The sequence below is a fragment of the Nonomuraea sp. NPDC051191 genome, from assembly GCF_044455665.1.
In the GTDB taxonomy this organism is placed as follows: domain Bacteria; phylum Actinomycetota; class Actinomycetes; order Streptosporangiales; family Streptosporangiaceae; genus Nonomuraea.
In genome coordinates, this window is the sequence record NZ_JBITEZ010000013.1 from 15,558 (window position 1) to 30,032 (window position 14,475).

16 protein-coding genes, 1 tRNA gene and 1 pseudogene are annotated in these 14,475 nt (G+C 68.0%); 5 read left to right on the plus strand and 13 right to left on the minus strand.

Annotated elements, in window-relative coordinates; translation table 11 throughout:
- The first annotated feature begins 81 nt into the window (after positions 1 to 81).
- The 3 genes from ACIA8R_RS34030 (at position 82) to htpX (ending at position 4,285) form a co-directional block, all read left to right on the plus strand.
- On the plus strand, positions 82 to 1,710 hold the full coding sequence (locus ACIA8R_RS34030) for a NuoM family protein (RefSeq protein WP_397042047.1): 1,629 nt from the start codon (positions 82 to 84) through the stop codon (positions 1,708 to 1,710).
- On the plus strand, positions 1,707 to 3,257 hold the full coding sequence (locus ACIA8R_RS34035; RefSeq protein WP_397042048.1) for an NADH-quinone oxidoreductase subunit N: 1,551 nt from the start codon (positions 1,707 to 1,709) through the stop codon (positions 3,255 to 3,257). The genes ACIA8R_RS34030 and ACIA8R_RS34035 overlap by 4 nt, the downstream gene beginning before the upstream one ends.
- Before the next feature lie 176 nt (positions 3,258 to 3,433).
- The gene (gene htpX / locus ACIA8R_RS34040; RefSeq protein WP_357692233.1) at positions 3,434 to 4,285 is read left to right on the plus strand and encodes a zinc metalloprotease HtpX; all 852 of its coding nucleotides are present in this window, start codon (positions 3,434 to 3,436) and stop codon (positions 4,283 to 4,285) included.
- Between the two features lie 236 nt (positions 4,286 to 4,521).
- On the opposite strand, the gene ACIA8R_RS34045 is transcribed toward htpX, so the two are convergent.
- Entirely contained in the window at positions 4,522 to 4,992 is a 471-nt protein-coding gene (locus ACIA8R_RS34045) for an NUDIX hydrolase (RefSeq protein WP_397042049.1), read from the minus strand.
- 100 nt (positions 4,993 to 5,092) lie between these two features.
- A complete protein-coding gene (locus ACIA8R_RS34050; RefSeq protein ID WP_357692229.1) occupies positions 5,093 to 5,593 on the minus strand; it encodes a YajQ family cyclic di-GMP-binding protein in 501 nt (166 codons plus the stop codon).
- A gap of 219 nt (positions 5,594 to 5,812) precedes the next feature.
- On the opposite strand from ACIA8R_RS34050, the gene ACIA8R_RS34055 reads away from it, so the two are divergent.
- Positions 5,813 to 6,493, plus strand: a complete 681-nt coding sequence (locus tag ACIA8R_RS34055) for a sulfotransferase family protein (RefSeq protein WP_397042050.1) — start codon at positions 5,813 to 5,815, stop codon at positions 6,491 to 6,493.
- An 87-nt stretch (positions 6,494 to 6,580) separates the two neighbouring features.
- A tRNA-Tyr gene (locus ACIA8R_RS34060) sits at positions 6,581 to 6,665 on the plus strand.
- 218 nt (positions 6,666 to 6,883) lie between these two features.
- Here ACIA8R_RS34060 and ACIA8R_RS34065 read toward each other — a convergent pair.
- The 11 genes and pseudogenes from ACIA8R_RS34065 to ACIA8R_RS34115 form a co-directional block, all read right to left on the minus strand.
- Entirely contained in the window at positions 6,884 to 8,248 is a 1,365-nt protein-coding gene (locus ACIA8R_RS34065; RefSeq protein WP_397042051.1) for a tyrosine-type recombinase/integrase, read from the minus strand.
- Positions 8,245 to 8,436, minus strand: coding sequence for an AlpA family transcriptional regulator (locus ACIA8R_RS34070; protein WP_185845092.1), 192 nt, complete (start codon positions 8,434 to 8,436; stop codon positions 8,245 to 8,247). Before ACIA8R_RS34070 ends, ACIA8R_RS34065 begins: the two co-directional genes overlap by 4 nt.
- Positions 8,433 to 9,998 (minus strand): annotated as a pseudogene (locus ACIA8R_RS34075) (replication initiator). Before ACIA8R_RS34075 ends, ACIA8R_RS34070 begins: the two are co-directional and overlap by 4 nt.
- A 44-nt stretch (positions 9,999 to 10,042) precedes the next feature.
- Positions 10,043 to 10,246, minus strand: coding sequence for a hypothetical protein (locus tag ACIA8R_RS34080; RefSeq protein ID WP_397042052.1), 204 nt, complete (start codon positions 10,244 to 10,246; stop codon positions 10,043 to 10,045).
- On the minus strand, positions 10,243 to 11,670 hold the full coding sequence (locus ACIA8R_RS34085) for an FtsK/SpoIIIE domain-containing protein (RefSeq protein ID WP_397042053.1): 1,428 nt from the start codon (positions 11,668 to 11,670) through the stop codon (positions 10,243 to 10,245). Before ACIA8R_RS34085 ends, ACIA8R_RS34080 begins: the two co-directional genes overlap by 4 nt.
- Before the next feature lie 85 nt (positions 11,671 to 11,755).
- Positions 11,756 to 12,067: a hypothetical protein gene (locus tag ACIA8R_RS34090; RefSeq protein ID WP_397042054.1), complete on the minus strand. Its 312-nt coding sequence runs from the start codon at positions 12,065 to 12,067 to the stop codon at positions 11,756 to 11,758.
- The gene (locus ACIA8R_RS34095; RefSeq protein WP_397042055.1) at positions 12,064 to 12,330 is read right to left on the minus strand and encodes a hypothetical protein; all 267 of its coding nucleotides are present in this window, start codon (positions 12,328 to 12,330) and stop codon (positions 12,064 to 12,066) included. Before ACIA8R_RS34095 ends, ACIA8R_RS34090 begins: the two co-directional genes overlap by 4 nt.
- Positions 12,330 to 12,758 carry a plasmid replication, integration and excision activator gene (locus ACIA8R_RS34100; protein WP_397042056.1) on the minus strand — a complete coding sequence of 143 codons (429 nt, stop codon included), beginning with the start codon at positions 12,756 to 12,758 and terminating at the stop codon, positions 12,330 to 12,332. The genes ACIA8R_RS34095 and ACIA8R_RS34100 overlap by 1 nt, the downstream gene beginning before the upstream one ends.
- Positions 12,759 to 12,880: 122 nt before the next feature.
- A complete protein-coding gene (locus ACIA8R_RS34105) occupies positions 12,881 to 13,597 on the minus strand; it encodes a GntR family transcriptional regulator (protein ID WP_397042057.1) in 717 nt (238 codons plus the stop codon).
- 287 nt (positions 13,598 to 13,884) lie between these two features.
- Positions 13,885 to 14,217, minus strand: coding sequence for a hypothetical protein (locus tag ACIA8R_RS34110; RefSeq protein WP_397042058.1), 333 nt, complete (start codon positions 14,215 to 14,217; stop codon positions 13,885 to 13,887).
- A complete protein-coding gene (locus ACIA8R_RS34115) occupies positions 14,214 to 14,393 on the minus strand; it encodes a hypothetical protein (protein ID WP_397042059.1) in 180 nt (59 codons plus the stop codon). Before ACIA8R_RS34115 ends, ACIA8R_RS34110 begins: the two co-directional genes overlap by 4 nt.
- Positions 14,394 to 14,475 lie beyond the last annotated feature (82 nt).

Consider the following 14,475-nt stretch of genomic DNA (forward strand, 5'->3'; position numbering starts at 1 on the left):
CAGCCGCATCAGAGTGGCCCACACGACGAGCCACGACCATCCGGGCACGAGTGCGCACCCGCGCGGGACGGTGGTGATCTCATGACGGGCTGGCTGCCGGTCGCACTGCTCGCCGTGCCGCTGCTCGGCGCGCTCCTGCTCCTCCTCGCCCCCAGCGCGCTCCGCCCGGCCCTGCGCACGTACGGCCTGATCCTCTCGGGCATCACGCTGGCGCTGGCCCTGGTCATGACGGCCACGTTCGATCACGGACGTCCGACGCGCCTGCAGTTCACGGTCGACCAGCCGTGGATCCCCGGCCTGGGGCTCCGCTTCCACCTGGGCGTCGACGGCATCTCGCTGCCGCTGATCGTCCTGACCGCGCTGCTGACGTTCCTCTGCTTCGGCTACCTCTCCTGGGGGCGGGCCCGCACGCCGAGCCGCTTCCTGGGAAACAGGCCGCGGGCGCTCGTGTTCACGCTGCTGGTGCTCGAAGTCGGCATGATCGGCACGTTCCTCGCCCTCGACCTGCTGCTCTTCTTCGTCTTCTTCGAGATCGTGCTGATCCCGATGTACTTCCTGATCGGCATCTGGGGCGGGGCAGGGCGCCGGGCGGCGTCGATCAAGTTCATCCTCTACACGCTGCTCGGCTCGGTCGTGATGCTCCTCGGCCTGCTGCTCGTCCGGGCCCAGACCGGCACGCTCGACCTGGCCGAACTGGCCGCGTCCCACGGCGCGGGGATGTCCAGGTCCGTGCAGATCCTGGCGTTCGTGGCGATCGGTGTGGGCCTGGCCGTCAAGACGCCGATGTGGCCCCTGCACACCTGGCTGCCCGACGCCCACACCGAGGCCCCGACCGTCGGCTCGGTGCTGCTGGCCGGCGTGCTGCTGAAGATGGGCACGTACGGTTTCGCCAGGATCGCCATCCCCGTCCTCCCAGAGGGGGCGATCGCGGTTGCGCCCTGGCTGGGGGCGTTCGCCGTGGTCGGCGTCATCTACGGCGCTCTGGCCTGTCTGGCGCAGCGTGACCTCAAACGCATGATCGCCTACTCGTCCGTGGGGCACATGGGCTTCGTCCTGCTCGGCTTCGCCACCCTGACCCCGGTCGGCATCAACGGCGCCCTGTTCGCGAACGTCGCCCACGGCCTGATCACTGGCCTGCTGTTCTTCCTGGCCGGCGCGATCAAGGACCGCTACCACACGGCCGACATGCCGAGCCTCGGCGGCGGCCTGCTGGCCACGATGCCGCGCCTGGGATCGGTGCTCACCTTCGCCGCGATCGCCTCGCTCGGGCTGCCCGGTCTGGCCGGGTTCTGGGGGGAGATGCTGGCGCTGTTCGGGGCGTTCCAGCCGGCGAGCGGCCTGCCGCGTCCGCTCTTCCTGACGTACATGGTGATCGGCGGCTTGGGGGCGGTCCTGACGGCCGCGTACTTCGTGCTCATGCTGTCCCGCGTCACCCACGGCCGCCCGTCGGGGCATGCACGGCAGCCGGCCGGCGAGACGCCCGACGAACGTCCGGTGGCGCCCCTCGGCTCGGACGAGTCGCTCGCGGGGCAGCCGACCACGACGCTCGAAGCCGAGAACGTCCAGCAGGGCATCGATGACATCCGGTCCTACGAGCTGGCGGCGTGGACCCCGCTGGTGGTCCTGATCCTGCTCTTCGGGCTCTGGCCCGGCCTCCTGCTCTCACTCACCACGCCGGCCGTGCAGACGCTGCTGGGAGCCCTGTCATGACTCAGCAGATCGACTACTTCGCGATCGCGCCGCCGCTGGCGCTGGCGGTGGTGGCCGGGCTCGTGCTGCTGCTCGACGCGTTCCTGCCGTCGTCGGCGCGCACACGGACCGCACTCGGGCTGGTGACGCTGGCGGGGGTGACCGCGGCCCTCGGGTTCATGATCGCGCAGGCCGTGAGCGGTACGTCCCGGGCCACGTTCTGCGTCCCGCCGGAGCTCGCGGCCGGCGAGGCGGGCTCATTGTGCTCGTTCGTCGCCGACCGGTTCACGACGGCGTTCGCGGGGCTGGTGCTCGTCGCGGCCCTGGTGGTCGTGCTGATGTCGATGGCGGAGCTGGCCGGCGGCGGCATCCCGGCCGGCGAGTGGTACTTCCTGCTGCTCGGCACCCTCGTCGGCGCGGTGACCCTGCCCGCCTCCCGCGACCTGGTCATGCTCGTGGTGGCGCTCGAACTGGTCTCGCTCCCGGTGTTCGCCCTCACCGCGCTCAAACGTTACGACGGCCGCGCCTCCGAGGCCGCGGTCAAGCTCTTCGTCGTGTCGGTCGTGTCCACGGCCATCATGCTGTTCGGCGTCTCCCTCCTCTACGGCATCTCCGGGACGGTCTACCTCTCCCGTCTGGCGGCCGTCCTGAGCGGCCGGGCCCCGGCGCCGGGAGCGGCGGCGGGCACGTACTCCACGGCGTTGGAGACGGCCCACGGGCTGCCCGCGGTCGTCACGGTGGGCGTCGTCCTCGTGGCGGCCGGGTTCGCGTTCAAGATCGCCGCAGTGCCGTTCCACTCCTGGGCGGCGGACGTCTACCAAGGCGCGCCCATCCCGGTGGCGGCCCTCCTCTCGGTCATCTCCAAGGCGGCCGGGTTCGCGGGGCTCATCCTGCTCCTGGTCACCGCCCTGGCCGGGCAGTCGTCCACCTGGGGGCCGGTGATCGCGGTCATCTCGGCGCTGACCATGACCGTGGGCAACCTGCTCGCCATGCGCCAGCGTTCGGCCGTCCGCATGCTGGCCTGGTCCTCGGTCGCGCAGTCCGGCTACGTCCTGGCCCCGCTGGCGATCGCCGCCACGGCGGCCACGTCCCAGGCCGCGACCGGCACGTCCGTCGCGTACCTGGTCATCTACGCGGCCATGAACCTCGGCGCCTTCGCCGTCGTCCTGCTCGTCTCCAGAACTTCTCCACGCAACGAGCTCGACGACTACCGCGGCCTGGTCCTGCGCAGCCCGGCCGCCGGGATCGCGCTCGCGTTCTGCCTGGTCTGCCTGGCAGGGCTGCCGCCGGGGCTGGCCGGCCTCTTCGCCAAGGTCTTCGTGTTCCGGACGATCGTCGAGGGCGGCCTGGGCTGGCTCGCGCTGGTCATGGCCGTCAACACCGTGATCGGCCTCTACTACTACGCCGTATGGGCGTCCCGCCTCTTCACGCCTTCAGGAGAGAGGCGCCTCCGTAGCCCGTCCCCGGCGGCGTGGCTCGCCGTCGGCCTGGCCCTGGCCGTGGCGATCCTCTTCTCGGTCGCTCCCCAGCTCGTCCTCGACCTGACCTCGTTATCGGCCACGAGCTGACCGTGGGCGGGTCCACCGGCTGTTCGCATTGCGGGGCAGCCGGGCCGCAACCCGCCCTGCTTCCCCCGGAACAGGGGGTAAGTCGCGCTCCGCCCGCAGCTGAGCACGCCGGGGAACGATAACCCGGGTCATCGTCGTTGGACGAGGTGAAACCCGGACCACGAAGGGGGGAGACCTTGCACCACAACGGTCTGCGTACCGCCATCCTCCTCGGAGGTCTGTCGGCGTTCATCATCGTGGTGGGCGCGTGGCTCGGCGGTGGCACCGGCCTGCAGATCGCGCTGGTGCTGGCCCTGCTGAGCAACGGCGTCGCCTACTTCTTCTCCGATCGCATCGCGCTGTCGGCCATGCGGGCCAGGCCGGTCAGCGAGGTCGAGCACCCCACGCTCTACCGGATCGTCCGCGAGCTCTCCACCGAGGCCCGCCAGCCGATGCCGCGCCTGTACATCTCCCCGACGGTCCAGCCCAACGCGTTCGCCACCGGACGCAGCCCACGTAAGGCCGCCGTGTGCGTCACGTACGGCCTGACCCAGCTGCTCGACGAGTCCGAGTTGCGCGGCGTGATCGGGCACGAGCTGTCGCACGTGTACAACCGGGACATCCTTGTCTCGTCCGTGGCCGGCGCGCTGGCCACGATGATCACGTGGCTGAGCTACGTCGCCGTCTTCTTCGGCGGTTCCGACGACGACGAGGGCCCCGGCTTCGTGGGCGCCCTGCTGATGATGATCCTCGGGCCGGTGGCGGCCGGGATGGTCCAGATGGCGATCTCGCGGACGAGAGAGTTCCAGGCCGACGAATCGGGCGCGAGGCTCACGGGTGACCCGCTGGCCCTGGCCTCGGCGCTTCGCAAGATCGAGATGGGCGCGCGCAGGTTGCCGCTCCCCGAGAACAGCCGCCTGACCTCGGCTTCGCACATGATGATCGCGAACCCGTTCAGCGGATCCGGCTTCGGCCGCCTCTTCTCGACCCATCCGCCCACGTCGGAGCGGGTGGCAAGGCTGGAGCGCATGGCCGGCTACCGCCGCTGACCTTCCCGATCAGATGGACCGAGGGCGTTCCTGGTCGGGTGAGGCCGAGGAGGCGAATCCGTCGCGACTGCGCCAGGGCTGCTGAAATCGACCGAGAGCCCCGAATCCGGCCTTCCTGTCAGAGCTTCGCCATCTGCTCTCCACCGGCCGTACCGCAATCGATCAGGGCCTTCCGGCCCTGTCTCGGAAGGCCGCAAGGGCTCGCGTACGGCTCGGCGGGTCTCACCGCTCGGCTGTTACCCGAGCTCGCCGGCCGCCGTGACCTTCCTCAGGATGGCCGGCAGGTCCTCGGGGAAGAAGGTCTCCCCGGTGTTCTCCAGTTCCTCCGCGCTCCACCACCGATGCCCGGTCGTCGTCTCCTTCTCGATCTGCTCCATGTGATCGAAGGAGACGGCGGCGTCGTGCACCCGGATCGCGAAGAAGGTCTGGTCCTGCGTGATCGCGTACTCCGACCAGAAGAACTCGATCGTGCTCGTCCCGTACGGACCGGCGAACTCCTCCGCCTCCAGCCGCATCCCGACCTCCTCGTACAGTTCGCGCGCGGCGGCCTGCTGAAGCTCCTCCCCGGCCTCGGTCGCGCCGCCGATGGTGAACCAGAACGGCTCGTCCGGCCGTTGCGGATCAAAGCCGTGCAGCAGCAGCACCCGGTCTTCTGCGTCGAGGGGCAGGACGCGTGCCGTGAAGCGGCGCAGGGGGATCTTCGTCACGGTTGTCGAGCTTACGATGCCGGACCCGCCGTCCGACGAGAACGCAGGCCCGAGGCACAAGAAGGCGCGTACGCCACCATGTGCCCCGGATGCCGGCCCGTTAGCGGTAGTTCACGAATTGCAGAGCGATGTCCAGATCCTTGCCCTTGAGCAGAGAAATGACGTCCTGCAGATCGTCCTTCTTCTTCGAGCTGACCCGCAGCTCCTCGCCCTGGATCTGCGCCTTGATCCCCTTGGGACCCTCGTCGCGGATCAGCTTGGAGATCTTCTTGGCATTCTCCTGGTCGATGCCCTCCTTGAGGGTGACCAGCATGCGGTATTCCTTGCCCGACAGCCTGGGCTCGCCCGCCTCGAGAATCTTCAGCGAGAGCCCGCGCTTGACCACCTTCTCCTTGAACACGTCGAGTGCGGCATTCGCGCGCTCCTCGCTGTTCGCCTTGATCTCGATGTTGTCCTGCCCGGACCAGCTGATGCTCGCCCCGGTGCCCTTGAAGTCGAAGCGGTGTCCGATCTCCTTGACCGTCTGGTTCAGCGCGTTGTCGACCTCCTGGCGGTCGATCTTGCTGACGATGTCGAAAGATGAATCGGCCAAAACACCCATCCTCTCGGCTGTGAAAGCGTTATTCGGGATCCCGCCTCTCCGCCGTACGCGAAACCGCTCCGTCGTACGCCAAATGCGCGGACCCAGCGAACGAGCCTAGCCAGCATCGGCGCGCCGTGCAGTCCACGTTCCCCGGACACGGCTTGCTGCCGGGCCCTCGGCGGCGGATCATGCCTGTGGGCCCACATTTCGCAGTTTCCGATCGTATTGGTAGGGATCATGCGAGTCATCGGAGCCGGCTTCGGCCGTACAGGAACGCTGTCCACGAAGACCGCGTTGGAACGTCTGGGCTTCGGCCCATGTCATCACATGACGGAAGTGCTCCAGAATCCCGTCCACATCCGCCGCTGGCTGGACCTCGCCGAGGGCCGCCCCGTCACCTGGGAAACCCTCATGTCCGGCTACGACTCCTGCGTCGACTGGCCGGCCGCCGCGTACTGGCGCGAACTCGCCCACCATTACAAGGACGCCAAGGTCATCCTCACCGTCCGCGACCCCGAACGCTGGCTGGCCAGCATGAACGCCACCATCTTCAAACGGTCCGCCCGCGCCCGCACCTGGTCGGGCCGGACGATGGGCACGATCTCCCGCCTCCTCGACACGGACTTCGCGGCATTCATCCGGATGACCCGGCTGGTCGTGAGCGAACGCGTCTTCGGCGGCGGCATCCCCGACACCGAACTCGCCCTGAAAATCTTCAAAGAACACGTGGAAGAGGTCAAAGCCACCATCCCCTCGGACCGGCTGCTGGTGTTCGAAGTGGCCCAGGGCTGGCAGCCGCTCTGCGACTTCCTGGACGTACCCGTCCCGAACGAACCCTTCCCCAGAACCAACGACGCGGCAGGCTTCGACCAGCACGCACGCGGGATGGGACGCCTGCTGTTCCGGCGCAGCCGATGACCACGATCCGGCTAGGGACAAACTGGTGTCACGTACACCTCGGAAGTCCGCTATTCTTCTGTCTGTCGCCGCGAGAGCGGATGGCACGGCAGGTTGCCCGAGTGGCCAAAGGGAGCGGTCTGTAAAACCGTCGGCTCAGCCTACGCAAGTTCGAACCTTGCACCTGCCACCAGCAGTAACAGCAGTTCAGAGGCCCTTCGGGGCCTCTTCTGCGTTTCAGGGGTGTGCAACCAGATGCCGCCGTGAGTGGCCCGTTGTCGCTGGTCCACCAATATACGTGCAATGATCTTGGGCGCGTTTCCGCAGGTCGGCCCTTGGTTTTGGTCAGTACGCAGGCAAGAACAAGAGCCCCGGTGGTGGCCGGGGCTCTCGGTGTGGTTGGGCTGTGCGTCATGCGACGAAGGCGTCGCCGATCCGCTGGTTGGCGATGCCCTGCTGTCCGTCGATGCACTTGGCGTAGACCCGTAGGAGGACATCGACGCTGTGGCCGGCTCTTTCGGCCACGTCCGGGGCTGAGACGCCCACGTTGAGCCAGAGGGACACTGCCGCGTGCCGAAGGTCGTACGGGCGTTTGGCGAGCGGGGAGGCGACCTGCGCGGGGGCGAAGGCCAAGAGGCGGGCGGCCTGCCAGACCTCGGTGTAGGCCGTTGAAGCCACAACACCTCCCCGTTCACTGCGGAAGATGCGGCCGTCCTCGGCTGTCCCGTACTCCGCGATGTGAGCGCGGAGAATCTTGACCAGTTCGGGCGGGATGGGCACGGGGCGGACGTCCTGTCTGCCGCGGTGCTTGAGGCCGCGTTCCTCGTGTGCGTTGCCGGTGTCGGTCCATTGGGTGTTCACCTCCGGCCGGGAGACGTCGATGGTGAGGCGTCCCCAGCCGGAGGCGGGGAGATGGCAGTCCTGGAGTCGGAGGCCGACCGCTTCGGCCGGGCGTAGGGCGGCGTAGTACATGCAGGCGAAGAGAGCCATCAGGCGCCGGCCTCTGCCGCGTCGGCCTACGTAGGTCACGGCGGTCAGCAATTCTTGCGCCTGGCGTGGGTTGACGACGACGCGAGGGTCTACGGTCTCGGTGGTCTTGGGCGGCTTCCACTTGATCTTGTGCAGCGGATTTGCCGAAAGCTCCTCCAGCTCCACTGCGTACTCCAGGAGGGCATGGAAGACGGCGCGCTTGCGGGCGATCGTCGTGGAGGCCGCCGCCTTGCCGTCCAGGCACAAGGTCAGGGCGTGCAGGGCGAGCCGTACCGTCTTGGCCTCCTCCAGGCTTGCCAGGTCGAGTGAGGCCGCCTTCATCCAGGCCACGGCGGAGGCGTACTGCGGCGGTACGTCCGGACGCTTGTCCCCTGGCAGGAGGAGACACTTGCGGAGGACGGTCCGAAGCTCGCGAGCGTCCGGGCGCCCTATGCGGTCCTTGGTCAGGGTAGGAAGGATCGTTGCCAGCGCGTCGGACATGCTGTCTCGGCTCTTGGCCGCCGCGTGTGTCCACTTCATCTCTATGAACGCCTGCGCGAACTCCAAGATGCTCCGAGCATCCTTGGCCTTGAGCATCGACGTCGGCAGCCCGGAGTCCACATCGAAGGCCTCACCGCGCTTGGCAGCCTGCCGCAGGTCGGACAGGAAGCTGTCGGCCAAGGCCTTGGTTCGGTAGGTCTTGGAGGAGCGCTTGCGGGCGACCGACCAGCGAACGACGTATGACGGCGTCTTGCTGGACTTGTTGCGGCTGATCTCGAAGAACTTCACGTCGTACGAGGTCGTCATCCGGTGCTCCTGAGGGATTCGAGCCAGGCGTTGAGATCGCTGCGGTAGATGCGGAGTTCACCGTTGGGCAGGCGGATCCCCTCGGGTGCCTTGCCGATCTCACGCCAGCGGTAGAAGGTGCGGCGGGAGACACCGCCGAGCTCGGTGAGGACCTGGCGGACGGTCAGGAGTTCGTCGTGCTTGGTCATGCGGCCCTCCCCATGTCCTCAGTTGCCGAAAGGTCTTGTCCGGCTGCTCTGGCTTCCAGGTCTCTGAGGTGTGCTCGCCAGCGTTGGCGTTCGGCGACGGTGCGCAGGAGGCGTATGGCGAGTGGCGGCACGTTGGCGTCTCCGGCCGGTACGGGGCGCCAGATGTAGCGGTGTGGGTCGGTGGGTTCGGCGGCCTGGCCGAGGGCTTCGAGGACCCAGGTACGGCGGTCCTGTTTGTGCTCGGCGAGGGTCTTGTTCGACCACTTGCGGGAGACCAGGACCCGGCGTCCGGCGTAGCCGAGATGTTCGGGTTTGTGCGCCTTGGAGCGTCACCGGCCGGGAGCCATTCCAGCTTTGGCGTTCTTGGGCTGGACGCCATAGCGCAGCCAGTTCGGGCAGGTCGGCGAGCAGGGCTCGTAGCGCAGGGCATCGACCATGCGGGCGGCATGCTCGCGCTGGGCCTGGCCACCGTCGATGCTGTCGCCGATGCACTTGGTCAGGTACTTGGACAGATACCGGATGCACTGGTCGGCGTCCGGCGTACCGGCGAGAACACCTTGCACGTCCACCTGATCGCCGAAGCGCAGCACGTGGAGGGGTTCGGCGTCCGCGTCCAGAGCGTCAAGGGCCTCGTCCCAGGTGGGCAGCACCTCGCCGGTAGCCGGGTCGAGGTAGCCTGCCTCCTCGTCCCAAACGGGCAGGTGGTCACCGGCGAAGCGTGCTTCTTCGGCGGTGGGCCACCAGACCTGGTGGTAGGTGGCGGCGGCTATCTGCTTGGTCTCCGCGCGCGGGAGCGTTCCCCGGATGGCCATGTGCAGGTGCGGGGCGAGCCGCTTCTGAGGCTCTACAGCCGCGAAGTACTGCACGTCATAGCCCGCGACCCGGCGTAGGTTCTGCACGAAGCGATCCACGAGCTTGGGGAAGTGCAGCGCGTCCCGAGCGGCGCGCCGGTAGTCGTAGGTGTCGGGGTCGATCGGGACGCCGTCGCGGACCTTGCCGTAGCTGGGCAGGGTGAGCGTGACGAACAGCGACGGCCGGTAGGTCTTGCCGTCGGTGCTGGTGAAGGTGCGGCCAATGGTGGTGTTGGTCATCTTGCGCTTGGGCAGGTCGGGGGCGTCCTGCCGTCGGCGGGTTGATCGGGTGCGCTTGGGCACTGCGGATCCGGTGATGCTGCCACGCATGCCAGCGGCGTTGATCTCGTCATCGAGGCCGGACAGGACGGCGTCCAGGTCGGTCGTGTCGTCGCCGGCCTGTTCGGCGGCATCCCGTCTGGCCTGCATGTCGGCGCGGAACTCGATCAGCCAGCGCTGTTCTTCGTTCGGCTCGTCGGGTGTGATCGTGGGTTCGGTGTCGAGGTGCCAGCCCTCGCGGCATTGGGCCATGCGGAGCTGCCGGTTGCGCTTGGCACACGGCGGACACTTGCTGGCGAGGACAGCCCCGCACGGGACGTCGATGATCTCGGACTTGCCGGTGACGATGTCGAGCCGCCGCAGCGGGATAGGCCGGATGCAGACGCCATGGAGCTTGGCGACCTCCACGAGTACGTCCCGGGCCATCGGCATGGCTTGGCGGACGGCCCGGGGTAGTGCGCGGTCGTGCGGATGGGTCACGCGATCCTCCCTTCGTCGGGGGTCTCGGTCATCACGGCGCAGAGCCGGTAGTGCTCGTGGGAGGGGGAGGCGTGGACGTGGGGCTGGTAGAGCTCGAAGACCCGCATACGAGGTAGATCGCGGGCGGTCAGCAGGACCAGGAGGGGGCGGCCGGCGACCAGGCTGATTTCGTCGGCGGTGCCGTGGAAGCAGATCTTCACGCTGCCTCCCCGTGCGGGGCGTAGGCGTCGACCATGGCGCGGATGTCGTGATCGCAGACGTAGGCGGCGCGGACCCGTACAGGTTCGGGGCTGGCTTCCAGCCGGACGTAGCCGACGCCCGCGCCCAGCTCCGGGACGGGTGAGATGCGGTCGGCCAGGGCGCCCCGGTCGCGTGAGCCGTCGCCGAGGACCATGTCCACCTGCTCGGACTCGTCCAGCCGGAGGGCGATCTTGTCAGGGAACAGGTTGCGGATGTTCATGACCTCTTTGCGCGGGTCCTGAAGAGCGGCCAGGACGCCGACACCGACCGCGCGCCCTTGGGTGGTCAGGGTGGCCAGTGCCGCGGAGATGCGTTGCCGGAGTTGCCGGTCGGACTGGTAGGCGGTCAGGAACGCCACCTCATCGACGACGACCAGGACGAACGGATCAACGACGGTGGGCGTGTGGGAGCGCTGGAGTCCGGCGAACCGGGCAGCCCGCTTCTGCATGACGGCCACGGCCTCGTCCAGGAGGTCTGCGCACTCCTCGGGAGTAGCCGCGTACCGATCGCCGAACAAGGCGCGGCCGTAGGACAGCTCCATGAGTTTGGGATCCAGCGCCCACAACTCGACCAGGCCCGCGCTGGCGGCAGGGAGTAGGGAGCGGATGACGGACCAGATGATCGACCCCTTGCCGGCCCCGGTCGCGCCCGCGACGAGGACATGGGTGCCATGCACCTTGAGCCGCCACGGCCGCCCGTCCTCGCCCTTGCCGACCTCGACCGGTCCCACTGTCGGTTCGTTCGGTATGGCGAGCGCAGGCAGGGGAGAGGCGAGTGGATCGCTGCGTGGGAAGGTCAGCGTCAGCCGCCCGGCGTGAGACAGCGCCACGCGGCACGACTGCGCGCCGAAGCCATGGGCCAGGTGGTCGGTGCGATCGGCCCAGTCCTTGACGGCTTGGCCCTTGAGCATGCGCACGGTGACCACGTCGGCCCACGAGGTACAGGTGACCTTGCCCAGCCGGGGCAGGTAGTCACGGCCTCGGATGTGACGGCCGAGACCGGAGACGATCATGACGGGTTGCCAGTGTCGCCGGTAGATCCAGACGAGTCGCCACCAGGCCAGCAGCCGGTAGCCGACGAGACGGGCGAAGGACGGTCGGTCGAGGAACGCCCAGGAGGCCAGGGCCATGACGACTGTCCCGGACAAGGACGCCGCCACGGGCCAGCCGTAGACATACCAGAGAGCGCCGAGGGCGACGAGGATGGCGGTCGCGATGGGGTGACGCCAGATAGTACGGACGAGTCTGGCGACCGTGCGACCGATGAGGATGACGATGGTCAGGATTGCGGGTGTCTTGACCACGGCCGGTCGGAATACGACGGCCGTGTCGGGCGTGGTGGAGACGAGGTTGCGTGCCTCGTCGCCAGGCAGCCGCTTGAACATAAGCTTGGTTACCTCTCGTGATGTGGAGTCAGGGGAGAACCGAGGGGCCGCCGGAAGTTGCCGCTTCCAGCGGCCCCGCCTCATGTCAGGTCGCCGGGTCGGTGGCGTCCTTGTCGGCCTGTTCGGTGTGCAACTGCTCGCATTCGGCCAGGTAGCGGGCGGCGGCGTTGAAGATCTCGCGTGCGGTGTTCAGGTCGGCGTCGGTGACCGGCCCGGCCCCTGTGGTGGAGATGTGGACGTTCGCCTCGTGGGAGTAGAGCTCCAGGTACGGGCGCGGGCCACTGAGCAGGAGACCGGCGCCAACCTTGAGGTCGGGCGTGTGGAAGGAGACGCCGACGTGCGGCGTGGACTCCGGTCGCAGGGACAGGGTGACGTAGGTGTACGGGCTGAGAGTCATGCCGCGACCTCCTTGCCGTCTGGGAGGCCGTAGAAGCTGCGCTCGATGGAGTGGGCGAAGCGGTTGGCTGCGTGGGCGAGCTGGCGGGCGAACTGCAGATCCTCTGCCGTCGCGGGTCCGTTGGTGGTGACCAGGACGGAGGTGGCGCCGAAGTCGAGCGCCAGGACGGGCTCACGGCGGGCGAACGGGTGGTTGAGGGTGCGGGCGGCGTGCCCGGTGGTCAGCCGGATCATGCTGTTGCGCGGGGTGCGGCGTCGGGTCATCAGGCGGCGTCCTTTCCGGCCGAAGCCTTGGCTGTCTGGGCGGGTTGGGCAGTCTGGCGGGGCGCGTACATCTCGCGAACCTTGATCGAGTAGGCGAGGCGGCCGGCGGCGTTGACGTACGGCGTGACGGACATGCCGTTGAACTCGACCGGCGTGAACGGCAGCCCCGGCATGGGTTGCGGGGGTACCGGCTGGACCGGCGCGAGGATCTTGACCGCGACGGTCTTCTGGGCGGGCTTGAGGGTCGGGTCACCGTCCATGACCGCGACCTGCCAGACCAGCTCTTGGGTCTGCTTGTCGCGGGCCTGCACGAACCGGCCGTTGGACGAGGCGTCGAAGTCCTTGACGGGCTCGACCTCGCCGACGATGTAGCAGCCGTGCGGGAAGACCATGGTGTAGCTGACGGGAATGGGTCCCTGGATTGCCATGTGGTTCCTCTCAATAGCGGTGGAGAGCTCTTCGTTCGCTCGTCCACTTGTCCGCATGAGTTGAGAGTAGGCTGTGGCCACTCGTCCGCACAAGTGGTTGAGCCGGAGTGGCGCGGTAAGAATTACCTCACCTTGTAGACATCCTCAAGCTCATGCAGGCTGCCAGGCAGCGCCAGGCTCATGGCCAGCAGGACGTTCCCCGCAGGGTCGTGCACCGTCGCCGTCACGCCGAGCACCGGATTGGACGAGCCCAGCAGCTCGGCCTCGTCCTTCGTAGGCTTACGCGCGGACAGCCGCTCGGTGATGCGATCGAACCGCACATGCTTGACCGCCTGGAGATGCTTGCGGATGCCGCCCCGCAACGGCTCGGCCTTGTCCAGATCGGTCCCCACCGCGATCTCCAGCGGCACCCACACGGTCTCCACCGCCGAGACGAGATCCGCCTGACGAGCCACCCGCTTACGGACGACCACCGGCGTACGCTCGGCGACCCCGAGCAACTTCGCGACATGCCGAGGCGCCGGAACCCGCGCCACCTCAACAAGACTGTCGGCGCTCTCTCCCTGCTCAGCAGCACCCAGGCCCGGACGAACGGTCTCCGCCTCGCGCTCCGGCCGGCCCTTCACGAACGACCCGCGCCCGTGCTCGCGCTCGATCCACCCCTGCATGGCGAGCGTCTGAAGCGCCCGCACCACCGTGGTGCGCCCCACGCCCAGCTCGCGAACAAGCTGCGTCTCGGACGGCAGCATGTCGCCGGGGGCGTACTCGCCCGACTCGATGCGCTCCTGGATCGCCTGCATGACCTGCGCATATTTCGGCGGGGCGAAGTCCATGCTCATGTTGGCCGTCCGTTCACTCTTGCGCTTGTCCGCATAAGTACAGTACCGGCTGAGCCAAGACTTGTCAGGCCATGATTAGGACCCAGAAGGCCCCGCCAGGAGGCGTACACACTCCTCGCAAGCGCTCGCGACGGTCGGCATGAACGGCACCTGCCAATCACCGATCACCACGAGCTGAATCGTCTCGCCGCACAACGCCTGGGAAGCGCCACGCACAACCGCGTGCTGCACAAGCGAGAAATTACGACGCTCCGTCCCCACCCCGCACGACACCCGCCGGCCGATCATTACTTGACCCCGTCAACAAGATCGGCGATCAACGCCGAATATGGCTGCGTCCTACGCAGGTCCGAATAATGCATGGAGATACGACGAGCGGCCCGCACCGGATCAATCGCCGGATGCCAGGCATAGATGACGCGACGACGGGCGACATTCCACCCGGTTCGCCACCAGTAGTGACGACCGTCGCACCACACCACCAGCCCGACCCAGACCGACACCAAAGCGAGCCCGTACCCGTCATGGACATCCGCGCTGACGCCGTTCTGCTCCAGCGCCTCCCGGAGCAGTTCGGCGGAACGACGCGGATCGATCGAGATCACGACGGGGGCCGTCATCCGGCCACCCGCTCGAACCGCACCGACCCCGCCGCGTCGAGGTAGGCCCGGAAGATCTCACGCCGGGTGGCCTCGTCCGGCACGGCCCCGAGTCCGTAGACGCTGTGGATGATCCGCCCCAGCACCGCGCCGGCGTCCACCGACATGCCCCGCATGGCCTTGCGCAACTCATCCATGGCAGTCGCCTGGAACGAGCTCGAACCGCATGTCCCCAGTTCCTCGCCGAGGCCAGACCGAACTCGGACCTCCCACTCGAAC